We start from the raw sequence: 22,743 nt of genomic DNA on the forward strand, positions 1-22,743 counted from the left end.
AGCTAACCAGTACTAATTGCCCGTGCGGCTTGATCCTATAACCGGTATGTTTCCGGCTGGGTCCGCCTTGTGCCTGATACACACAAATCACAACCCCAAATCTACATTCCCATATTGGTCGCGTTGACCTCGTCAACGTGGCGACAAGTCATAGCCTGGTGACCATAGCGAGTCGGTACCACCCCTTCCCATCCCGAACAGGACCGTGAAACGACTCCGCGCCGATGATAGTGCGGATTCCCGTGTGAAAGTAGGTCATCGCCAGGCTCTCCCATCTACACCCCAGCTCTCACACAGAGCTGGGGTGTTTGCCTTTGCGCGATCAGCTTCGATATCCAGCTCTTCGGGTGAATCAGATCGGCTCATTGCGGCGCGAATGCACATCAAACAAAAAGCCTCCGAATGGAGGCTTTTTGCGTTTATGCGAGCAGCTAACTGCTACGTACGTGCCAGGAATTTCTCAACAAGACGAACCCAATACGTGGCGCCTAGCGGCAGCAATTCGTCGTTGAAGTCGTAGCTGGGATTATGCAGCATGCACGGGCCGAGCCCATGCCCTTGCTCGCGGTGGTCACCATCGCCGTTCCCGATGAAGGCGAAGCAGCCAGGCTTCTCGATCAGCATGAACGAGAAATCTTCCGCGCCCATGGTCGGATCGATATTGGAATCAACGTTATCCACGCCGACGAGTTCGCGCATGACGGCCGCGGCGAATTGAGTTTCGGCTTCCGTGTTGACGGTCGGGGGATAGTTTCGGTGGAAGACGAAGTCGACCGTGCAATCGTATGCGGCGGCGATGCCCCTGGAGACTTCTTCCATGCGGCGCTCGATCAAGTCGAGGACTTCGGTGGAGAACGTGCGTACCGTGCCGCCGATCCAGGCTTCGTTCGGAATGATGTTGGTCGCATCACCGGCATGGAACTGTGTGACGGAGAGGACGGCGGTGTCGATCGGGCGCTTGTTGCGTGTGATGATGCCTTGCAGCGCCGATACCACCTGAGCGCCGACAAACACCGGATCGTTGCCGTTGTGCGGCAGCGCGGCGTGCGCACCCTTTCCCTTGATCGTGATGCGGAACTCGTTGCTCGATGCCATTAGCGCGCCGGTGCGTGTACCGAATGCACCAACCGGCACGCCTGGCCAGTTATGCAGACCAAAGACGGCGTCACACGGGAATCGATCGAACAGGCCGTCCTTGATCATCTCGCGCGCGCCGCCACCGCCTTCTTCGGCGGGTTGGAAGATCAGGTTTACGGTGCCACTGAAATTGCGGTGCTTGGACAGGTAATGCGCTGCGCCGAGCAGCATTGCCGTATGGCCGTCGTGCCCACACGCGTGCATCTTGCCGTCGTGTTTGGAGCGATGCTCGAACTGGTTGGCCTCTGCGAGCGGCAAGGCGTCCATATCAGCGCGCAGGCCGATGCTCTTGCCCTCGCCGTTGCGGATAACGCCAACCAGGCCGGTCTTGCCCAGGCCCCGATGCACTTCGATGCCCCATTCGGCGAGCTTCGCGGCGACCAGATCGGAGGTGCGCTGCTCTTCGAAGCAGAGTTCGGGGTGTGCGTGGATGTCGCGTCGCAGCGCCTGGATCTCGGGCTGCGCGGCTTGGATTTCTGGGATCAGCTTCATGAGATGCTCGTGTTCTGGCTGAAGGTTCGGAATCACGTTCGATGATACGCCGAAGGGCGATTTCCGACCGGCTATCAGCCAATTGCTTGATCCGTCCATGCAGTTTCGTATGGATTCTTTCGCGCGATGGCTTGTGCGCTCTCGTTTACAGCCGAAGCCGGGCGGCCGAAACTCCTACACTGGAGGTTCGCCAATTGACCGCGCGCCACCCTCTGAGCTTCCCCGCGGTTTTCCGAGCGCCACGTGAACGATCCGAGCCCATCATGTCTGCCGACGCCATCGCTGCTGCATCGCAACCTTCCGACGAAGTTCTGCAATTGATCCGCACGCTGGTGGCGTTCGATACGGTCAGCCGCAATTCCAATCTTGGCCTGATCGAGTGGGTACGCGATCGCTTGCGCGCGCAGGGTGCGGACTGCCGACTGACGTATGACGCAACGGGCGGCAAGGCGAACCTGTTTGCGACGCTATCGCCGGGCCGCAAGCCAGGGCTGGTGCTGTCAGGGCACACCGACGTGGTGCCCGTCGATGGCCAGTCGTGGGAGACGAACCCGTTTGATGCGCAGATCCGCGATGGCCGCCTGTACGGGCGCGGCACAGCCGACATGAAAAGCTTCATTGCTGTGGCGCTCGCGAATGTGCCCGCGTTCATGGCGGCGGAGAGCGATGCCAGCTTTCATCTCTCGCTGTCGTACGACGAAGAGATCGGCTGCGTGGGGGTGCGCAGCCTGCTGCGCGATCTGGAAGCCAGCGGCATTCAGCCTGCGGGTTGCATCGTTGGCGAACCTACGTCAATGCGCGCCATCATTGCGCACAAGGGCAAGCGCGAATACCGATGCTGCGTGCGCGGCAAGGAAGCCCATTCTGCGTTGACGCCGCAGGGTGTGAACGCCATCGAGTTTGCGGCGCTGGTCATCGCGCATATCCGTTCGCTGGCCGCGCGTCTGGCGGCGGAAGAGGCGCGCGATGCTGCCTTTGTCGTGCCGCACACCACATTGAACACGGGCACGATCAAGGGTGGTATTGCCACCAACGTGGTGCCGCGCGATTGCGAATTCACCTTCGATTTCCGCTATCTCCCGGGCACCGATCCGGATTGGCTGTTCGGCGAGGTCGAGCGCTATGCGCAACAGACGTTGTTGCCGCAAATGCGCGAGATCTCTGCCGATGCTGACATCAGCTTCGCAATGAAGGCCAACACGCCGGGGCTATCGATTGCGCCGTCGCACGAGCTGGTGGCGCTCGCGCAAGCGTTGGCCGATGGGCGAGGCACGGTCGGCAAGGTCGACTATGGGACGGAAGCGGGACTGTTTTCGCGCGCAGGCATTCCGAGTGTGGTGTGCGGTCCGGGCAATATCGAGCAAGCGCACAAGCCGAACGAGTACATCGAGCTTGCACAGATTGCGCAGTGCGAAGCATTCATGCGGCGGCTCGCGCAGCGGCAGACGCAGCCCGCTTGAGCGCAAAAAGAAACCGGGCACGTGGCCCGGCTTTTTCCTGTAAGCGCTGCGCGTTCAGCGGATCACTTGACCGTTCGAGTTGATGATCGTCATCTCAACAAACTTGGAGCCCACATGGCTGGAGGGCGAGAAGTTCACGTTGAAGCCGCCCACGTCGTAGTTGCCCATCGACTCCAGCGCACCGATGAACTTCTCGCGTGTCAGGTCGCGGCCGGCACGCTTCAGACCTTCAACAAAGACGCGCGCCGCGACGTAGCCTTCGATGCTTCCGTAGTCGAAATCGGTAATGCCGTCGGACTTAAGAAGCTTCTGATAATCACGCACCAGCGGCGATGCACCGCTATACGGATACGGCATCACCTGCGATATGATCACGCCGCCGCCGGCCTTGCCGAGCGTATTGGCCAACGCCTTGGTGCCGACAAACGACACGTTGTAGAACTGCCCCGCGTAGCCCTGTTCCTGCGCGCCCTTCACCAGTGCCGCTACGGTTTGGTAAGCACTGATGACGACGATCGCGTCCGGCTTCTGTGCCAGCACCGTGCCGACTGCCCCCTTGACGTCGGTTGTGTTACGCACCACGCTGGCCTGCGCGGCCAGCAAAACGCCCTGGTTTGCTGGCAGCTTCAGCGCACGCTGCACACCGTCCAGGCCGGCCTTGCCGTACGCGTCATCGTTGTAGACCACCGCAATGCGCTTGAGGCCGGTCGTACGGATCTGCTGCACGATCGCGGCGGTTTCATCGTTGTAGCTGGCGCGCACGTGGAACACATTGCGCGCGAAGGGCTCGCGCAGCGCCGCGGCGCCCGAGTACGGCGCGAAGAACGGTACACCCGCCGGGTTGGCGATCTTCAGCGCCGCCAAGCTGGTCGGCGTGCCGACATAGCCGAACAAGGCAAAGACCTTGGTGTCTTCGATGAGCGTTTTGGTATTGCGGGCAGCCGCATCGGGCTCATAGAAATCGTCGAGCACCTTCAGCTCGATCTTGCGTCCGTTGATGCCGCCTGCTGCGTTGACGGCGTTGAAGTAAAGCTGAGCGCCGCGGTTCATCTGCTGACCGAGTTGCGCCGCCGGCCCACTCATCGATGCCGATTGGCCGACGATGATCGCCTCGTTGGTCACGCCCGTCTCCGCGAGCACGCTGCTTGAGGCAGTGCCGAGGATGCCGGCTGCGAACATGGCCAGCAGCCCAGTGATTCTGCGAGATTGCATTGCTCTCCCCCGAGAGTTGATTTGCCCGGCATCATAGCTAAACGCGTTGGGGAGGCAAACAGAATCGGGCGGGCAGCGTCGCTTTTGAGCGTTTTTGAGACAAAGAAGCCGCGCGATGTGCACGGCTTTCTTCACATGGGGCCGTTTCAGGCGGTTTCCGCCACCCGTCGCTTCATCACCGCCAGCAGCACGGCGGTGACGACGGTTCCGGCAACGAGCGCCGCCACGTAGCCGCCCAGGTGAGTGACCGCGTTCGGGATCGGCAGCACGAACGCTCCGCCGTGCGGCACGCGCAGTTCTGCCCCAAACAGCATCGATAGGGCGCCCGCGCAGGCTGATCCCACCACGAGCGCCGGAATCACGCGGAATGGGTCCCGGGCCGCATACGGGATCGCCCCTTCACTGATGAAGGCGAGGCCGAGCACGGCGGTGGCCCTTGCCGCTTGGCGTTCGTCGCGGGTGAACCGCGAGGGGAACAGCCATGCCGCCAGAGCGATGCCCAGCGGTGGCGTCATACCTGCCGCCATCGTGGCCGCCATCGGCGCGTAGACCTGCGCGCCGATCAACCCTGTGCTGAAGGCATACGCCGCCTTGTTGATGGGGCCGCCCATGTCGAAGGCCATCATGCCCCCCAGCAGAGCGCCCAGCGGGACCGCGTTGGCGCCTTGCATGCCACGCAGCCAGGTCGTGAGCGACGCGAGCAGCGCGGCAACCGGCGCGCCCACCACATAGAGCATCACCAGGCCCGTCAGCAGGCAGCCGAGCACGGGCAGGATCAGCACCGGTTTCAGCCCTTCCAGGTTGCGCGGCAGCTTCAGCCAACGGTTGAGCGCCTCGGTGCCATAGCCAGCGACGAACCCGGCGACGATGCCCCCAAGAAACCCGGCGCCCAGGCTGGCGGCCAGCATGCCTCCGACCATCCCCGGTGCGATGCCCGGCCGGCTGGCGACCGAATAGGCGATGTATCCGGCAAGCACCGGCACCATCAAGGCAAACGCCGATTTGGCTCCGATCTGGAACAGCGCGCCGCCCAGCGTGTGGCTGGCCGAGGCGTCGGTGACGTAGATGCCGCCGAGGGCAAACGCCAGCGCAATCAGAATGCCCCCCGCCACCACGAAGGGCAGCATGAACGACACGCCGGTCATCAGGTGCTTGTACGGGCCGGTGCGCTGCTGTTCGGCAGCGGCGGCAGCGGTGCCTCCTGATTGCGCCGTTCCGCTGCCTTCCACGGCCGCCTCTTCGAATGCGCGGCGGATCAGCGCCTGCCCATCGTGAATGGCGGCCTTGGTGCCGGCGCGGAAGACGCGCTTGCCCGCAAAGCGAGACAGGTCTACCTGCGTGTCAGCGGCGATCAGCACGAGATCCGCACGCGCGATGGCATCGGCCGACAGCGTGTTCTGTGCGCCCACCGACCCCTGCGTTTCCACGTGGATCGTGTGACCGAGCGCGCCGGCGGCCTGTGTGAGCGCCTCGGCGGCCATGAAGGTGTGCGCGATGCCGGTCGGGCACGACGTGATGGCGACAATGCGCCGAGCTTGCACACCGGATTCTGGCGCGGGCGAGGCGTTGTGCATCACCCGGGCCAGCACCGCCCGCGCGTCGGCCAGCACTTCGTCGAGCGTGACTTCAAGCATGCGCGGATTGGCGTGGCGAGCCGCCTCATTGGGCGAGAGGCCGGCCCAGACGACGGCCTCGGCGGTGGTCAGCGCCGCCGTGTCGACGACCGAGGCTGCGTCCGGGCTGCGCACGTCCACGTCGAGCTTGTAGCCCGATTCGCGCGCTGCATGGCGCAGGGCCGCACCGGCGAGCATCGCGCGGGTGGTGCGGCCATCCGCACCGAGAATTGCCAGCAGGTTTGCCATGATCGGCTCCTTGAATGCGTTGAGCGTGTGGCGATGCGATATACGCGGCGTCAGGCCACGCGCTGCATCTGGACGGCGGCCGCGCGTTCGCGTACCTGCCCCGGGGCCGGGAGGTGCGGGCCCAGGCGCAGCAACTTGCATGCGGCAAAGGCCACCGAAAGGCGCACGGTCTCTTCCATGCCAGCACCGGCATGCCAGCCGGCCAGCACGCCGGCCACCATCGCGTCACCCGCGCCGACGGTGCTGGCGGCGCGTACCGGCGGCAGGCTCGCTTGCCACGTGCCTTCCGCTGTGACGAACAACGCACCGTCCTCGCCCAGTGAAACGATGACCTGCGCCACGCCACGCGCGTGGATGGCGCGTGCCACGTCCACCGTTTCAGCCAGCGTCGGCAGCGATGTACCCGCCCACAGTTCCAGTTCGTGCCGATTGGGCTTGATGGCCGTCGGCAGCGCGTCGCGCGGCGCGGCCAGCACCTGTGCGAGCGGGGCGCCGCTCGTGTCGACCAAGGTCGGTACGCCGCGGCGGTTGAGCCGTGCCAGCAATATCACATAGGCATCCGGCGGCAAGCCACCGGCGAGGCTGCCGCACAGCGCCGCGCCGGCCATGTCGGGCAGCGCATCAATGCGCTCGCACAGCGCGTCGAAGTCGGCGGGCGTGGCGTCAATGCCTGGCAGATTGATGTCGGTGGTCTGCCCGTCTGCCTGGTCGCTGATCTTGATGTTGGTGCGATTGGTGCCGGGCACGCGGCAGAAACCATCGAGCACGCCCTTGCGCGCAAACAGCGCCTCGAACAGTTCGGCATTGGCGTCGCCGAGAAGGCCCGTGGCAATCACCGGCACCTGCCAGTCGGCGAGGCAGGCGGCGACGTTCACGCCCTTGCCGCCGGCCTGTTGCGTGACGCTTCGGCCTATGTTGACGCGGCCGCGTTCGAGACGCTCCAGACCGATGGTCATGTCGATGGCCGGGTTGAGCGTAACGGTGACGATGTGCGACTGGCGGCTCATGCGGCCTTCTCCTCGCCACCGGCCTGCATCGGCGATGTGGTTTCCAGGGCGCGCACTTCCTGGGCGGAAGCGCAGGCTAACGCGCGTTCTGCGAGCTGCGACAGCGCGCGGAGGTGCGCCTCGCGCAGCCGCGCCTTGACCGGCGCAATATCGCGCGGGCTCATCGACAACTCCTGCACGCCAAGCCCTGTGAGCAGCAGCGCGCCGAACGGGTCTCCGGCCAGCCCGCCGCATACGCCGACCCAGCGCCCGTGGCGCGCGGCGCCTTGCACCGTCTGCTGAATCAGACGCAGCACGCTCGGGTGCAGGCTGTCGGCCTCGGCCGCGAGGTCGGGATGCTGGCGATCGATCGCCAGCGTGTATTGCGTAAGGTCGTTCGTTCCGATGGAGAAGAAGTCGACATGCTCGGCCAGGCGATCAGCGAGCAGCGCGGCGGCCGGCACCTCCACCATGATGCCCAGCGGCACGGTGGGAGCGTCGATTTCAGCGCGAATGCGCTCGCATGCAGCGCGCAGCGACGTCACTTCCTCCAACGAGGTGATCATCGGGAACATGATCGACAGGGCACTCGCCTTGCCAGCATCGCGGGCGGCACGATAGAGCGCGCGCAGTTGCGGCTCCATGAGGTCGGGCCGGCGCAAGAGCAGGCGCGCACCGCGCACGCCGAGAAACGGGTTGTCTTCCGTCGGCAGGTTCAGATGCGGGACTTGCTTGTCGCCGCCGATATCCAGTGTGCGCACGATCAGCGGGCGGCCGCCGAGGGCGTTGAGCATGTCGGCGTAGACGGCGTATTGCATGTCTTCGTCCGGCGCGTGATCGCGTTCAAGGAAGAGGAATTCGGTGCGCATCAGGCCAACGCCTTCCGCGCCGAGCGTGATGGCTTCGACCGCCTGTGCGGGCAGGTTGACGTTGGCGGCGATTTCCACCGTGTGGCCGTCACGTGTGCGGGCGGGCAAGCCGCGCTCTGCCTCCTCACGTTGCGTGCGCGCGGCGTCTTCCTGCAGCCAGGCGCGGGCACTCGCGATGCAGGCGTCATCGGGATCGAGCACCAGACGGCCGCCCGTGCCGTCGATGATGGCCTGCGTGCCCGTCGCCACATCAAGCACGGCCGGGCCGGCGGCCACGACGGCCGGGATGCCCAGCGTGCGCGTCAGGATGGCCGTGTGCGAGGTCGGACCGCCCTGCGCCGTGACGATGCCGATGATGCGTCGCGTATCGAGCGCGGCCGTATCCGAAGGAGACAGATCCGCAGCAACCAGAATGCACGGCGTATCCGGCAGCGTTTGCGCCGCACTGCGCAGCGACGGATCGATATGGCCGAGCACGCGCCGCCCCACGTCGCGCAAATCCGCGGCGCGCGCTGCCAGGAGCGGGTTGCCGAGCGCGCCCAGCCGCTCGGCCAAGCGTTCGACGGCCTGATGCCAGGACCACGCCACGCCGTGGCCTTCGACCATGGCTTGGCACGTCAGCGTCATGAGATCGGTATCGCCCAGCAGTTCGGCCTGGGCCTTGAAGATGCCCGCTTCCGCTTCGCCCAGGCGGGCGGCGGTGTCGCGTGCAAGGGCTTCCAGCTCCGCGCGTGTGCTGGCCAGTGCCTGATCGAGCAGATCGCCGCCGGTGGTCAGTGCGACAGGGTGATCAGGCACGGTCGACGCGCCGTGCTGGAGCACGTGGATGGGGCCGATCGCCAGCCCGGGACTTGCCGCAATGCCGCCGATGGCGGGCAACGCCGCATCGGCTTGCCACCCGTGCGCGTTCTGGCGCGTGCGTGCTGCTTGCGTGTCACGTGCTGCCTGGGCGCGCTCCTGCGTCGTCAGGCCTCGGATGGTCTGCAGCAGGGCGTCGAGCGCGGCCCCGGCGTCGGGGCCTTCCGCAGAAACGATGAGCTTGGCGCCGGCCGCCAGCCCCAATTGCAGCAACGCCACGAGGTTCTTTGCGTCGGCGGTTTCGTCAGCATGGCGGACTTGCACGCGCGCGGCAAAGCGGCGGGCAGCTTCCACCCACTGCGCGGCCGGGCGGGCGTGCAAGCCGCTCGGGTATTCCAGCGTCAAGGTGCGCTGCTCGGCGAGGTCGGTGCCTGGTGTGCCGGCGGCGGGCGCGGGTGCGTCGCTGGAGAGTGCGGCAACAAGCTCTTCAGCATTCTGCGTAGTGAAGAGCTGCTGCAGGCGCGCATCGTCATTCAGCAGCCGTGTCAGCCGGCGCAGCAGCGTGATGTGCTCGTCCGACTGCGCGGCGATGGCAACCACCAGGTGCGTCGTCTGGCCCGGGTGCCACTCCAGCCCCTCAGGAAACTGCAGCACCGCAATGCCCGTCTGGCGGATCAGGTGGCGGTCCTCGCCCATGCCGTGCGGAATGGCGACGCCGTGACCGAGGAACGTGTTGGCCACGGTCTCGCGGCGCAGCAGGCTGTCGATATAGGCGGGGTCGATGCAGCCTGCGTCGGCCAGCAATTGGCCGGCGGCGCGGATGGCGCTTTCCTTGTCGGTGGCGCGTTGCTGCAGACGGATGCGTTCGGCGCAGATCAGGGCGGAAGCCATGCGGCGGGGTCTCCTGCGGCTGCCGTGCTCCAAGGCCCGGCATGCGTGTCGTCGATGATCGCGAATTGAAATCGATTACAGTTGAAGTGTCAATGTGCGTCGCGACAGAAAGTGATGTATATCCCCGTATTTACGGGGTTTCCCTAGGAGCTAGGAAGATTGGAGGTGATGCAGTCATTCGCTATGATGACGTTTTCATTGGAAACGATTTCAGCATGACGGTTCGAATCAAGGACGTAGCGGCGGCAGCGGGGGTGTCGGTGGCAACGGTGTCACGCGCGCTCGCCGGCGGCCCCGTGAGCGCGGAACTGCGCCGGCGCGTCGACGCGGCGGTGGCGGCGTCCGGGTATCGCCCGAACCTGTCGGCGCGGCGGCTGCGCTCGCAGCAGGCGCAGACCGTCGGGCTGATCGTCTCGGACATCCGCAACCCTTTCTTCACCAGCGTCAGCCGGGCGGTGGAAGACGCGGCCTACGCCGCCGGCCTGCGCGTCATCCTCTGCAATTCCGATGAAGACCCGGAGAAGGAGGCGATGTACCTGCGTCTGATGGAAGAGGAGCGCGTGACCGGCGTGATCCTCTCGCCGACGCGCGGCATTGCCGAAGCGCAGCAACCGGTGCACCTCGGCTACCCGGTCGTGCTGATCGACCGTGCCGGCCCGACATGCGGCGCCGATGCTGTGGTGCTCGACAACCAGCAGGCCGCGCAAGCGCTGGCCGAGCATCTCGCCGCGCAAGGTTACCGGCGTATCGGCGGCCTGTTCGGGCGGACGAGCAGCACGGGCGCTGAACGCCAGGCCGGATTCGCGACGGCGCTGGCACGCCACGGTATCACCGCCGAGGCACGTTTCATCCTGCCCACCGCCGAGGCCGCCGAGGCCGAGACGCTGGCATGGCTGTCCGGCGCGGAACGTGATCGCCCCGACGCGCTGGTCGCGAGTAACGCGCAATCGCTGCTGGGCGTGCTGAGGGCGTTGCGGCGGCTGTCGCTCGATGTGCCGCGTGATATCGCCGTGGCGGGCTTTGACAACGAGCCCTGGACAGAACTCGCCGGCCCGGGCATTACCGTGATCGAGCAACCGGTCTACGACATCGGCCGCATGGCAATGGCGATGCTGCAGGAGCGCCTCGTGCAACCCACTTTGCCGACGCGCCGCGTGCTGCTGACTGGGCGCCTCGTCACGCGCGGTTCCACGCCGCTGCGAACCCCCTAGCAGGCGATTACAATTTCCGGATACTCGCGGCGGTGCGATGTCACCGACATGCACCCGCCGCCACCCACTCCGGAGCCCCCCTGATGTCCACCCAAGTCATCCGTGCTGCCTGCCCGCACGACTGCCCCGACACCTGCGCCTTGCTCGTCACCGTCGAGGACGGCCGCGCCACACGCGTCCAGGGCGATCCGGACCACCCGACGACCGCTGGCGTGCTGTGCACCAAGGTCAATCGATATGCAGAACGCACATACCACCCGAACCGCCTGTTGACGCCGATGAAGCGTGTGGGCGCGAAGGGCGAGGGCAAGTTCGAACCGATTTCGTGGGACGAGGCCATCGACACCATCGCCACGCGCCTGGGCGACATTGCTGCCCGCAACCCGGAGGCCATCCTTCCGTACAGCTACGCCGGCACGATGGGCCTGGTGCAGGGCGAAAGCATGGCGGCGCGCTTCTTCCACAAGCTTGGAGCGTCGCTCCTCGATCGCACGATCTGCGCGTCGGCTGGGGCGACGGCGCTGCGCTACACGTATGGCGCGAGCCTCGGCATGGACATCGAGCACGTGCAGGACGCCAAGCTGATCCTGATCTGGGGCGCCAATCCGATCGCATCAAACCTGCATTTCTGGACGCGCGCGCAGGAGGCCAAACGGCGCGGCGCCACGCTCGTCGCCATCGATCCGTATCGTTCCCTGACGGCCGAGAAGTGCCATCGCCATCTGGCGGTGCGCCCCGGTACCGATGCGGCGCTGGCGCTGGCGATGATCCACGTGTTGATCCGCGAAGACCTGCTCGACCACGATTACATCGCCAATCACACGCTCGGTTTCGAGGCGCTGCGTGAGCGCGCGCAGCAATACACGCCGGAATATGCAGCGACGCTGTGTGGGGTGGACGCGGCGGATATCGAGTGGCTCGCCAAGCTGTACGGCACGACCGTCGTGCGCGACAAGCAGCCCGCGGCTATTCGCCTGAACTACGGCATGCAGCGCGCGCATGGCGGCGGGCAGGGCGTGCGCGCGGTCGCATGCCTGCCGTCGCTGGTGGGCGCGTGGCGCGATGCAGCGGGCGGGCTGCAGCTGTCGACGTCGGGTTTCTTCCCCATCGACAATGCGAAGCTGCAGCGTCCTGACCTGCTGCCGAGCTGGCCCGCGCTGCCGCGCACGATCAACATGAGCACCATCGGCGATGCACTGCTGCATGCGGGCGACGCATCGTTCGGCCCCAAGGTCGAGGCGGTGGTTGTCTATAACAGCAACCCCGTGGCGGTGGCGCCGGACTCGCGCAAGGTCGCCGCCGGCTTTGCGCGCGAAGATCTCTTCACCGTGGTGCTGGAGCATTTCCAGACCGACACGGCCGACTACGCCGACATCCTCCTGCCCGCCACCACGCAGCTCGAACATGTCGATGTGCATAAGGCGTATGGCCACACCTACGTGCTGGCCAACAACGCTGCCATCGCGCCCATGGGGCAGTCGCTGCCGAACACGGAGATCTTCCGTCGCATTGCCAAGCGCATGGGCTTTAACGACGCCTGCTTTGCCGACTCGGACGACGACATCGCCAGCCAGGCCGTGCGCCGTGACGACCCGGCCTCCGCGCACATCGACTGGGCGACGCTCAAGCGCGAGGGCTGGCAGAAGCTGGCGCACCCGGCCGCGCCGCTGGCTCGTGGCGGCTACCGCACGCCGTCGGGCCGCTGCGAGTTCTATTCCGAACAGATGGCCAAAGACGGACTCGATCCGCTGCCCGGCTATGTGCCGCCGCACGAATCGGCCATCAGCACGCCAGAGCTGGCCAAGCGCTATCCGCTGTCGATGATCTCGCCGCCGGCGCGCAACTTCCTGAACTCCACCTTCGTCAACGTCGACAGCCTGCGCAACACCGAAGGCGAGCCGCATCTCGACATCCACCCCGACGATGCGAACGCACGCGGCGTTGTCGATGGCGAACTGGTCCGCATCTTCAACGATCGCGGCACCATGCAGGCGCGCGCCCGCGTGACCGACCGTGCGCGGCGCGGCGTGGTCGTCGGCCTGTCGATCTGGTGGAAGAAGCTCGCGCCCGACGGCACCAACGCCAACGAGCTGACCAGCCAGCGGCTGACCGACATGGGGCGTGCGCCAACCTTCTACGATTGCCTGGTCGAGGTCGCGCCGTTGGCACAGGCCGCCTGACGGAGCCATCATGCGTGCCGTACGCGCGCTGTGCCTTGCGCTGTCGTTTGCCGGTTCGGCGTTGCTGGCCGGCTGCGACACCGTCGGTTATTACTACCAGTCGGTCAGCGGACATCTCTCGCTGATGGCGCAGCGCGAGTCGATCGACCAGGCGATCGACAACGCCCGGCAAGCCCACAACGACAAGCTCGCCAAACGCCTGGAGGATGCGCGCAGCATCCGCATCTATGCTTCGCGCGAGCTGGGTCTGCCCGACAACGGCAGCTATCGCGTCTACGCCAATCTCAAGCGTCCGTTCGCGGTGTGGAACGTGTTTGCGGCGCCGGAGCTGTCGGTCAAGCTCAAGGAATGGTGCTTCCTCGTCGTGGGCTGCGTGACCTATCGCGGGTACTACGATCGCAACGCCGCCATGGCCTACGCCGACACCCTGCGCGCCCAAGGTCTGGACGTGGATGTGGCCGGCATTCCTGCGTATTCCACACTGGGTTATTTCGACGATCCGCTGCTCAACACCTTCGTCGGCCTGCCGGAAGGCGAGCTGGCGCGGCTGATTTTTCATGAGCTGGCGCATCAGGTCGTCTACGCCAAGGGCGATACCGCGTTCAACGAATCGTTTGCCACCGCCGTGGAAACCATCGGCGTCGAACGCTGGCTGGCGGATGCCGCCACGCCGGAAATTCGCGCGGAATACGCCACGTACGACGCCCGCCGCGTACAATTCCGCGCCCTGCTGCTGGAGTATCGCAACCGGCTTGAGACGCTGTATGCCAGCCCCGTGTCGGACGACGAGAAGCGCGCCGGAAAACGCGCCATCTTCGCGAGCCTGCAGGCGGATTACGCCAAGCTCAAAGCAAGCTGGCGCGGTTATACCGGTTACGACCGTTGGTTTGCGCAGCCCCTGTCGAACGCGCATCTGGGAGCAGTCGCGAGTTACCTGGAATGGGTGCCGGCATTCACGGCGCTGTACCAGCGCGATGGCGGCGACTGGGCTCGCTTCTATGCCGACGTCAAAGCGATGGCGGCCGAATCCAAATCGCAGCGCGAGGCAGTGCTGCGCGCGCTTGCGCCTCCGGCGATGACCACGGAGGCCGGCGTCACGCAAAAGTGATGCCAAGATCGGTTTCTGCACCAGTTTCAAGCAGCCTCGACCGGCTGAGGGAACTGTCTAAGTTATTGTTTTGACACAGACATCCGCGTAGGATGCCGAAAAAAACGAACGACCATTCGAAAAAATCGACAATCGCCAGGAGACACACCCATGGATAAGCCGTGGCTGAAGCAGTACCCCGCTGGGGTGCCGGCCGAGATCGATGCATCGCAGTATCGATCGCTGGCCCATCTGCTTGAGGATTCTTTCCAGAAGAACCGCAACCGCCGTGCATTTGAATGCATGGGCAAGGTGCTGACCTACGGCGAGCTGGATACGCTCTCGCGCCAATTGGCGGCGTGGCTGCAATCGCGCGGTCTGACCCCAGGCGCCCGTGTCGCGCTGATGATGCCGAACGTGCTGCAGTACCCGGTGGCGCTGGCCGCCGTGCTGCGCGCCGGCTACGTGGTCGTCAACGTCAATCCGCTTTACACCCCGCGCGAACTGGAACACCAGCTCAAGGACAGCGGCGCCGAAGCCATCATCATCCTGGAGAACTTCGCGACGACGCTGCAGCAGGTGCTGCCCAATACACCGATCAAGCACATCGTGGTGGCCAGCATGGGCGACATGCTTGGCGGGCTCAAGGGCATGCTGGTCAATTTTGTCGTGCGCAGCGTCAAGAAGATGGTGCCGGCGTGGGAACTGCCCAGCTGCATCCGCTTCAACACCGCGCTGGAAGATGGCGCCAAGCAGACGCTCAAGCCAACCTCCGTCGGCCCCGACGACGTCGCCTTCCTGCAATACACAGGTGGCACGACCGGCGTGTCGAAGGGCGCGACGCTGCTGCATCGGAACATCGTCGCCAACGTGCTGCAATCGGAAGCGTGGATGAACCCGGCGCTCACCAAGCCCGGCCGCGACGGCCGCATGCTGGCCGCCGACGAAGAAATCGTCACCATCACCGCGCTGCCGCTGTATCACATCTTCGCGCTGACGGTGTGCTGCCTGCTGTCGATGCGCAAGGGCGGGCTGGCCGTGCTGATCCCGAATCCGCGTGACATCCCGGGCTTCATCAAGGTACTCAAGCAGTACCGCTTCCACATGTTCCCGGCGGTGAACACGCTCTACAACGCGCTGCTGAACAATCCCGAATTCAAGGATGTCGACTGCTCGAACCTGCGCGTGGCCAACGGCGGCGGCATGGCGGTGCAGGAGGCCGTGGCCAAGAAGTGGCTCGAAGTGACTGGCTGCCCGATCATCGAAGGCTACGGCTTGTCGGAGACCTCGCCGTCGGCCATCTGCAACCCGACCGATACCGACAAGTTTTCGGGCACGGTCGGCCTGCCGATTCCGGGCACCGAAATCGCCATTCGCGACGACGAAGGCCGTGATCAGCCGATCGGCCAGCCGGGCGAAATCTGCATCCGTGGCCCGCAGGTCATGGCCGGTTACTGGAAGCGCCCGGACGAGACCGCCAAGGTCATGTATGCCGATGGTTTCTTCAAGACCGGCGACGTGGGTGTGATGGACGAGCGCGGCTACACCAAGATCGTCGATCGCAAGAAGGACATGATCCTGGTGTCGGGCTTCAACGTGTACCCGAACGAAATCGAAGGCGTCGTGGCGATGTGCCCGGGCGTGCTGGAAGTGGCCGCCGTGGGCGTGCCCGACGTGCATTCGGGCGAGGTGGTGAAGCTGTTCGTGGTGCGTCGCGATCCGTCGCTCACGGAACAGAAGTTGCAGGAGTTCTGCAAAGACCAGCTCACCGGCTACAAGCGCCCGAAGTTCATCGAGTTCCGCAACGAACTGCCGAAGACGAACGTGGGCAAGATCCTGCGCCGCGAACTGCGAGACGAGGCGATGAAGAAGCGTGCCTGAGTCTGCGTAGCCGCAAAGAAAAAGCCGCGTTCGTCGCGGCTTTTTTGTTGCCTATCAGCCCACGTACAGCAGGATGCTGACGAACTGGCACGCGCTGCCCGCCAAGACGAAGAGGTGCCAGATGCCGTGGAAGTGCCGCACCTTCTCGTCAAAGAGGAAGAAGCCGATGCCGACCGTGTAAAGCGCGCCACCCGCCACCAGCCACCACAGGCCCGCGGCAGGCAGGGCGGCTGCCAACGGCCCCATGGCAATCAGCACCAGCCAGCCCATCACCACGTAGATCAGCAGCGAGAACAGGCGCGTGCGGTGGCCGATCCAGAGTTCCTGCGCAATGCCGATGGCCGCCAACGCCCAGTTGATGCCGAACAGCGCCCAGCCCCAGGGGCCGCGCAACGTAACGAGCGCAAACGGCGTGTAGCTACCGGCGATCAGCAGGTAGATGGCGCAATAGTCGAGCCGCTGGAAGATGCTTTTGGCCGGCCCGCGCAGGCTGTGATACAGCGTGGAGATGGTGTAGAGCAAGACGAGCGTCGTGCCGTAGACGACTGAGCTGACGACCTTCCACGCGTCGTGGTGGAGGGCGGACGACGTTACCAGAACGGCCATGCCAGCGGCGGCAAGGATGGCCCCGGCCAGGTGGCTGAAGCCGTTGAAACGTTCTCCCCGATACATACGCTGATCTCCAGAAAAAACGGGTTCTCCCTACAATGCCCCAATGCCCGGCACCGATCTCAAAATCACCCCCCAATTGTCTATTCCGGAGACCGAGCTGGTCGAGCGCTTTGTGCGCGCAAGCGGAGCGGGTGGGCAAAACGTCAACAAGGTATCGACGGCGGTGGAGTTGCGCTTTGACATCGCCCAATCGCCGTCGTTGCCGGACGCATTGCGCGCTCGCCTGTTGGGAAAGCGCGACCGCCGCTTGACCGATCAGGGCGTGATTGTGATTGATGCACAACGGTTTCGCACGCAGGACCGCAACCGCCAGGATGCCCGTGAACGTCTGGCCGCATTCATTGCGACGGGGCTTTCGGTGCCGAAGTCGCGGATCGCCACCAAGCCTACGCGCGCTTCCAAGACGCGCCGTCTGGAAGGCAAGCGCGCGCGTGGCGACGTCAAGCGTGGTCGCTCGGGCCGCCACTCGTGGGATTAAGCGCGTTGCTATGCGGGATCCTTACATCAGCCGTGTATCGCGCGTCTCGCGCATGCAGAGCACACCGATCAGGCTGACCACCGCGGCGGCCGACACATACATGCCTACCCAGCTCAGGCCACCTTGCTCGGCAAGCTTCTGCGCGATATACGGCGCAATCGACGCGCCGAGAATGCCGCCGAGGTTGTACGACACGCCGGCGCCGGTGTAGCGCACGTTGGTCGGGAACAGCTCCGGCAGCAGCGCGCCCATCGGCGCGAAGGTCACGCCCATCAGGAACAACTCGATGATGAGGAACAGCGCCACCAGCGGCGTCTGCCCGCTGCCCAGCAGCGGCGCCATCGCAAAGCCCGACAGAATGGCCGCGATGATGCCGACGATCAGCACCGGTTTGCGCCCAAAACGGTCCGACGCCCACGCCGACAGCGGCGTTGCCAGCCCCATGAACACCACTGCCAGGCACAGCAACCCCAGGAAGCTCGGGCGAGAGAAATGCAGCGTGCCCACGCCGTACGACAGCGAAAACACCGTCGAGATATAGAACAACGTGTAGCAGACCACCATCGCCAGCGCGCCCAGCAGCGTGGGCCACCAGTGGTGCGCCAGCAGCGTGGCGACCGGCACCTTCACGCGCTCCTGCCGGTCGATGGCGGCTTGGAAGGCCGGGGTCTCGGCGATCTTCAATCGCACATACAAGCCCAGCGCCACGAGCACTGCGCTGACCAGGAACGGCACGCGCCAGCCCCAACTGCGGAACTGCTCGTCCGACAATGCGATGGCCAGCCCGAAGAAGAGACCGTTCGATGCCAGGAAGCCGACCGACGGGCCGAGCTGAGGAAACATGCCAAACCACGCGCGCTTGCCGGCCGGTGCATTTTCGGTGGCCAGCAGCGCCGCGCCGCCCCATTCACCGCCCAGGCCAATGCCCTGGCCAAAGCGCAGCACGCACAGGAGAATCGGTGCGAGCGTGCCGATGCTGTCGTATCCCGGCACCAGGCCGATCAGCGTGGTTGAAATGCCCATCACCAGCAGTGACGCCACCAGCGTCGACTTGCGCCCGATGCGATCGCCAAAGTGGCCGAACAGGAACGAGCCGATCGGTCGCGCAATGAACGCGATACCAAAGGTGACGAATGCCGACAGCGCTTGCGCCGTGGCAGACCCATGCGGAAAGAACACGGGGCCGATCACCAGCGCCGCGGCGGTCGCATAGACATAGAAATCGTAGAACTCGATGGCCGTGCCGATGAAGCTCGCAAAGACGATGCGCGAGCGGCTGGCGTCGGCCGTCGCGTCGGGGGCAGCGGGCGCCATGGTTGGAGAAGTCGAAGAGGACATGCGGGTCTCCGGTGAGGTTCGCGTTGTTGTCGTTATGAAGCGCCGCGCGTTGTTGTGTTGCCGTCTTGCTGTCCGGCGGCGGGCTCGATCGCAGAGCATAGCGCGCGGCCATGCAAAAAGGCACCCGAAGGTGCCTTCCTGCGCCCGCCAAGGAGAGGGGCGGCGGGCAAAAACCAAAGCGTGCGTCAGAACTTGTGGCGCACACCCACTGCCACACCGACTTGGTTATCCGAGTTCGGCGTGATGAAGTACGTCTGCGATGCCGCCGGCAGATAGCCCACCGATGTCTGCGCGCCCGTTGCCGGGTTGGTCGCGTAGCCGATCGAATCCCAGTTCAGCGAACCATTGCGCGAATACGCGGCCGTCAGGTACACGTCGGTGCGCTTCGAGAAGTTGTAGTCGGCGATGAAGTTCCACTGCTGCGGGTTGCGCGGGTTGATGGTGGCGCCGCCGATGGTCGCTTCCTTGATGTTGTCGTAGTAGTACGACAGCGTCAGGCCGAGTGCCGGGGTTGCCTGGTAGTTCACGCCCAGCCAGTACAGATCATCGCGGTGCGGCGTCAGTGCGGCTGCGGCGCCGCTGGAAGGCGCTTCGGTGTTGCCGTAGCGGAAGCCTGCCATCACCTTGACGGGGCCCGTGGTGTAGCTGGCCGCAATGGCGGCGCGTTTGTCACGGGCATATTCGTTGCCGCCCGACAGGCCCAGGGCTTCTGCGGCCGTCAGCACCTTCACTTCGTCATATGCGACACCCAAGCCAAACGGGCCAGCGAAGTAGTTCGCGCCGGCGCCGTAGGCCGAATTGGCCGTGTTGCTGCCCGTGCGCTCGCCGAACGACCAGTGGGCTTCGACCGTCAACGGGCCGAACGTGGCGCCGTACTTGATCATGTTGTCTTCGCGGAAGTTCGCGCCCAGCAGGCCGACCACCGGCTCCCACTGCGTGGCGTACCCGCTCGGCGAGAAGTTCGCCATCATGTCGAAGATCGTCGTGTACTGACGACCCAGCGTGATCTTGCCCCAGTTGCCTTGCAAGCCAACAAACGCCTGCCGGCCGAACAGGCGGCCACCTTGCTGCAGCGTGCCGGTGTCCATGCCGAAACCTGATTCCAGCACGAACAGACCCTTGAGCCCGCCGCCGATGTCTTCAACGCCGCGCAAGCCCCAACGGTTGGAAGACAGCCCGCCTGCCTGCATTGCAAGGCGCGAACCGCTGCTGCCCGGAATGGCGACGCCTGCCGCCGTTACGTTCTGCTCGTGGTTGACATACTCGACGTTCGCGTCGACCACGCCATACAGCGTCACACTCGACTGAGCCTGCGCAACACCCGCAAACGTGCCCAGCACTGCCAATGCCAGCAGCGATTTCTTCATCGGTCGGTCTCCAGATCTTTATTTATTGAGTTCGGTGGCAGGCAGACCCTCCGTTCTTGTCTTCCCGCCCCATGACTTTCAATCGAAGTCGCTGACTAATGTAGCAACGCGATACTGGGCTCGGTCGAAATTTGCGAACGAATGTTCGTAAACGCGCGTTTGCTGTCTGATCCCGGCAACAGGCTGTTTCCGAATTTGAAATAGATCGGCGATGAGCGCGCTTGATTCGTTGCGGTTTTAGATGCGATCCGCGCGCCAACAGGGTTATCCCGTACAGTAGTGTTTGGTCAACCCGCTTCTGACCGGACGCAAGGTCCCGCGCAGCGTCGGCTTTACAATGGCGATCGCGCCGCACGCCATTGTCGGCGGTGCCCGTACCTATGCTCGACCGCTTCATCCCCGAATTCGACCGCGCCCTGCGCGCTGTGGCAGGCGTCACCCGCGCCAGCCGACCGAACCCTGCTGACGCCGTTATCGTGTCCACCTCCGCGGATAGGGTCGACAACGCGACCAAGCTTTCCGAGGCCGACCGCCGCCATGCCGCCGGCCTGATGCGCGTGAACCATGTTGGCGAAGTCTGCGCGCAGGCCCTATACCAGGGGCAAGCGCTGTTTGCCCGGGACCCGGCCATCCGAGCCCAGCTTGACGAAGCCGCACGCGAAGAAGAAGACCATCTCGCCTGGTGCGCCCAGCGCCTGCAGGAATTGAACGACCGCCCGAGCCTGCTCAATCCGCTGTGGTACGCCGGCGCTTTCGCGATCGGCGCGGTGGCCGGACGCCTCGGCGACAAGATCAGCCTCGGCTTCGTCGCCGAGACCGAGCGCCAGGTCGAGCATCACCTCGACGGTCATCTCGATACATTGCCCGAACAGGACACCCGCTCGCGCGCCATCGTCGCCCAGATGCGCGACGACGAAATCCGCCACGGCGACAACGCGCGCCAAGCCGGCGGCATTGATCTGCCTGCGCCGATCCGCCAAACCATGCGTGCCGCGTCACGCGTCATGACCACCGCCGCCTATCGCATCTGACGCACGTGTGGCGGGTCGACGACCCGGCGACACGGCGCACGCTCCTCCATTCGCCCGAGCTTTGCTGCCTGCGGTTTGTACCCTCTTACGAGGGCGCGGCCGCTCGCTGTTCTCTCACGTGGTTTCTGCATAAACCACGCTATCTCCTTCATTTGATTGGGAAAAGTGCCTTGGCTGCTCCGGGGGGATGCGCTAAGTCATTGTTCTGATTGCAAATTTTCCGTCTCGCAGCCCTTCGCAAGCCTTGACCGCCTAAAGTCGTTCCTCTAAAGTGGGAAACAGTGTCAGAAAGTGTAGTTTTGTGGTTTAAAGAGGCCGTTTGCAGGCCAGTTGACGGCAAGGTGAGTGGCGATCGAATCGCCACACGGAGAGAGAAACCAACGTGTTCCAGGGTGCGTCGGCGCTAACGCTGGATGCCAAAGGGCGGATGTCCATTCCGTCTCGGCACCGCGAAGCGCTCCAGCTGCAGGCCGAGGGCCGGGTGACTGTGACCAAGCACCCGGACGGTTGCCTCATGCTGTTTCCGCGCCCCGAGTGGGAACGCTTTCGCGAGCGCATCGCTGCGCTGCCGATGGAAGCCCACTGGTGGAAACGGATCTTCCTGGGCAGCGCCGCAGATGTCGAACTCGATACCGCCGGCCGCGTCCTCATTACCCCAGAACTGCGCACGGCTGCCTCCCTGGAACGTGACGTGATGCTGCTCGGCATGGGCAGCCACTTCGAAGTCTGGGACGCCGCCACGTACACCGCGAAGGAGCAAGCCGCCATGGCGCAAGGCATGCCCGACGCCCTCAAGAATTTCTCCTTTTGATGACGCACGATGACAACCCAAGCCAGTACGGGACTGCGCCATCAGACGGTGCTCTTAGACGAAGCGGTCGACGCGCTCATCTGGCGCGACGACGGCCTCTATATCGATGGAACCTTCGGGAGAGGCGGGCACAGCCGGCTCATCCTGGAACGGCTGGGGCCCGGCGGCAGACTTGTCGCCTTCGACAAGGACCCGGCAGCAATCACCGAAGCGGGCACCGTAGAGGATGCCCGCTTCGCTATTGAGCATGACAGCTTCGCGCAGATGGCCCAGTGCCTGGACGCGCGTGGCGTGGAGCGAGTGGCCGGCGTGCTGCTCGATCTCGGCATCAGCTCGCCGCAGATCGACGAAGGCGCACGTGGCTTCTCGTTCCGGATGGATGGCCCGCTCGACATGCGGATGGACACCACGCGCGGCATCACCGCAGCCCAATGGCTGGCCGAGGCTGATGAGCGCGACATTGCGAGGGTGATACGGGACTATGGGGAAGAACGGTTTGCTGTACAGATTGCAAAGGCGATTGTTGCTCGCCGGGGCCAATCCGGGGATCGAGGTCCTCTCGATCGCACATCCGAGCTTGCCGCGCTCGTGGCGCAAGCCGTCAAAACACGCGAGAAGGGCCAAGACCCTGCGACCCGCACCTTTCAAGCTTTACGGATTCACGTCAATCAAGAGCTTGCGGACCTCGAAACCGGTCTGAAGGCCGCTTTTGAACGCCTGGAACAGGGGGGACGTCTCGTCGTGATCAGCTTCCATTCGCTGGAAGACCGCATCGTCAAGCGCTTCATGCAGGCCTTGGCGCGCCCGGAGCAATCCGCCGCGCCGGAACTGCGTCGGGCGCCGCTGCGTGCGCATGAATTGCCGGCGCCGCAGTTGCGCCTGCTTGGCCGCGTGAAGCCGTCGGAGGCCGAGGTGTCGGCCAACCCGCGTGCGCGCTCGGCCATCATGCGCGTGGCCGAGCGTTGCTGAGCCGACGGAGC

17 protein-coding genes and 1 rRNA gene are annotated in these 22,743 nt (G+C 64.8%); 10 read left to right on the forward strand and 8 right to left on the reverse strand.

Annotated elements, in window-relative coordinates; genetic code table 11:
- Nucleotides 1-154 precede the first annotated feature (154 nt).
- Nucleotides 155-267 (forward strand): 5S ribosomal RNA (rrf, locus tag BM136_RS13495).
- 171 nt (nt 268-438) lie between these two features.
- Here the strand turns inward: rrf and BM136_RS13500 are convergent.
- Nucleotides 439-1,629, reverse strand: a complete 1,191-nt coding sequence (locus BM136_RS13500) for a M20 aminoacylase family protein (RefSeq protein WP_092972334.1) — start codon at nt 1,627-1,629, stop codon at nt 439-441.
- A 263-nt stretch (nt 1,630-1,892) separates the two neighbouring features.
- Here BM136_RS13500 and argE point away from each other — a divergent pair, with 263 nt between their 5' ends.
- Complete coding sequence (argE, locus tag BM136_RS13505; protein WP_092972335.1) at nt 1,893-3,089, forward strand: acetylornithine deacetylase; 1,197 nt, start codon at nt 1,893-1,895, stop codon at nt 3,087-3,089.
- A gap of 54 nt (nt 3,090-3,143) precedes the next feature.
- Here the strand turns inward: argE and BM136_RS13510 are convergent, their stop codons facing one another.
- The 4 genes from BM136_RS13510 to ptsP form a co-directional block, all read right to left on the reverse strand.
- A complete protein-coding gene (locus BM136_RS13510; protein WP_092972336.1) occupies nt 3,144-4,301 on the reverse strand; it encodes an ABC transporter substrate-binding protein in 1,158 nt (385 codons plus the stop codon).
- Between the two features lie 146 nt (nt 4,302-4,447).
- Entirely contained in the window at nt 4,448-6,163 is a 1,716-nt protein-coding gene (locus BM136_RS13515) for a PTS fructose transporter subunit IIC (protein WP_092972337.1), read from the reverse strand.
- Between the two features lie 50 nt (nt 6,164-6,213).
- Nucleotides 6,214-7,170, reverse strand: coding sequence for a 1-phosphofructokinase (pfkB, locus tag BM136_RS13520; protein ID WP_092972338.1), 957 nt, complete (start codon nt 7,168-7,170; stop codon nt 6,214-6,216).
- Nucleotides 7,167-9,707 (reverse strand): phosphoenolpyruvate--protein phosphotransferase, encoded by a 2,541-nt coding sequence (ptsP, locus tag BM136_RS13525; RefSeq protein ID WP_092972339.1) that lies wholly within the window; start codon nt 9,705-9,707, stop codon nt 7,167-7,169. Before ptsP ends, pfkB begins: the two co-directional genes overlap by 4 nt.
- A gap of 215 nt (nt 9,708-9,922) precedes the next feature.
- On the opposite strand from ptsP, the gene BM136_RS13530 reads away from it, so the two are divergent.
- The 4 genes from BM136_RS13530 (at nt 9,923) to BM136_RS13545 (ending at nt 16,066) form a co-directional block, all read left to right on the forward strand.
- Nucleotides 9,923-10,918, forward strand: coding sequence for a LacI family DNA-binding transcriptional regulator (locus tag BM136_RS13530; RefSeq protein WP_092972340.1), 996 nt, complete (start codon nt 9,923-9,925; stop codon nt 10,916-10,918).
- Nucleotides 10,919-11,001: 83 nt separating this feature from the next.
- On the forward strand, nt 11,002-13,098 hold the full coding sequence (locus tag BM136_RS13535; RefSeq protein WP_092972341.1) for a molybdopterin-containing oxidoreductase family protein: 2,097 nt from the start codon (nt 11,002-11,004) through the stop codon (nt 13,096-13,098).
- A 10-nt stretch (nt 13,099-13,108) separates the two neighbouring features.
- On the forward strand, nt 13,109-14,206 hold the full coding sequence (locus BM136_RS13540) for an aminopeptidase (RefSeq protein ID WP_092972342.1): 1,098 nt from the start codon (nt 13,109-13,111) through the stop codon (nt 14,204-14,206).
- A 150-nt stretch (nt 14,207-14,356) separates the two neighbouring features.
- Entirely contained in the window at nt 14,357-16,066 is a 1,710-nt protein-coding gene (locus BM136_RS13545) for a long-chain fatty acid--CoA ligase (RefSeq protein WP_092972343.1), read from the forward strand.
- A gap of 54 nt (nt 16,067-16,120) precedes the next feature.
- On the opposite strand, the gene BM136_RS13550 is transcribed toward BM136_RS13545, so the two are convergent.
- The gene (locus BM136_RS13550; RefSeq protein WP_092972344.1) at nt 16,121-16,738 is read right to left on the reverse strand and encodes a PAQR family membrane homeostasis protein TrhA; all 618 of its coding nucleotides are present in this window, start codon (nt 16,736-16,738) and stop codon (nt 16,121-16,123) included.
- 43 nt (nt 16,739-16,781) lie between these two features.
- Between BM136_RS13550 and arfB the strand changes: the two genes are divergently transcribed.
- Nucleotides 16,782-17,216: an alternative ribosome rescue aminoacyl-tRNA hydrolase ArfB gene (gene arfB / locus BM136_RS13555; protein WP_092972345.1), complete on the forward strand. Its 435-nt coding sequence runs from the start codon at nt 16,782-16,784 to the stop codon at nt 17,214-17,216.
- 21 nt (nt 17,217-17,237) lie between these two features.
- Here arfB and BM136_RS13560 read toward each other — a convergent pair whose 3' ends face one another.
- Both BM136_RS13560 and BM136_RS13565 read right to left on the reverse strand, forming a co-directional pair.
- Entirely contained in the window at nt 17,238-18,554 is a 1,317-nt protein-coding gene (locus BM136_RS13560; protein ID WP_092972346.1) for an MFS transporter, read from the reverse strand.
- A 185-nt stretch (nt 18,555-18,739) separates the two neighbouring features.
- Nucleotides 18,740-19,921, reverse strand: a complete 1,182-nt coding sequence (locus tag BM136_RS13565; RefSeq protein WP_092972347.1) for a porin — start codon at nt 19,919-19,921, stop codon at nt 18,740-18,742.
- A 380-nt stretch (nt 19,922-20,301) separates the two neighbouring features.
- Here BM136_RS13565 and coq7 point away from each other — a divergent pair, with 380 nt between their 5' ends.
- The 3 genes from coq7 to rsmH all read left to right on the forward strand — a co-directional run bounded on the left by coq7 (nt 20,302) and on the right by rsmH (nt 22,732).
- Entirely contained in the window at nt 20,302-20,952 is a 651-nt protein-coding gene (gene coq7 / locus BM136_RS13570; protein WP_092972348.1) for a 2-polyprenyl-3-methyl-6-methoxy-1,4-benzoquinone monooxygenase, read from the forward strand.
- Between the two features lie 382 nt (nt 20,953-21,334).
- Entirely contained in the window at nt 21,335-21,763 is a 429-nt protein-coding gene (gene mraZ / locus BM136_RS13575) for a division/cell wall cluster transcriptional repressor MraZ (protein WP_024979191.1), read from the forward strand.
- 9 nt (nt 21,764-21,772) lie between these two features.
- The gene (rsmH, locus tag BM136_RS13580; RefSeq protein ID WP_092972349.1) at nt 21,773-22,732 is read left to right on the forward strand and encodes a 16S rRNA (cytosine(1402)-N(4))-methyltransferase RsmH; all 960 of its coding nucleotides are present in this window, start codon (nt 21,773-21,775) and stop codon (nt 22,730-22,732) included.
- Nucleotides 22,733-22,743: the final 11 nt, after the last annotated feature.

It is taken from the genome of Ralstonia sp. NFACC01, from assembly GCF_900115545.1.
GTDB classification, from domain to species: domain Bacteria; phylum Pseudomonadota; class Gammaproteobacteria; order Burkholderiales; family Burkholderiaceae; genus Ralstonia; species Ralstonia mojiangensis.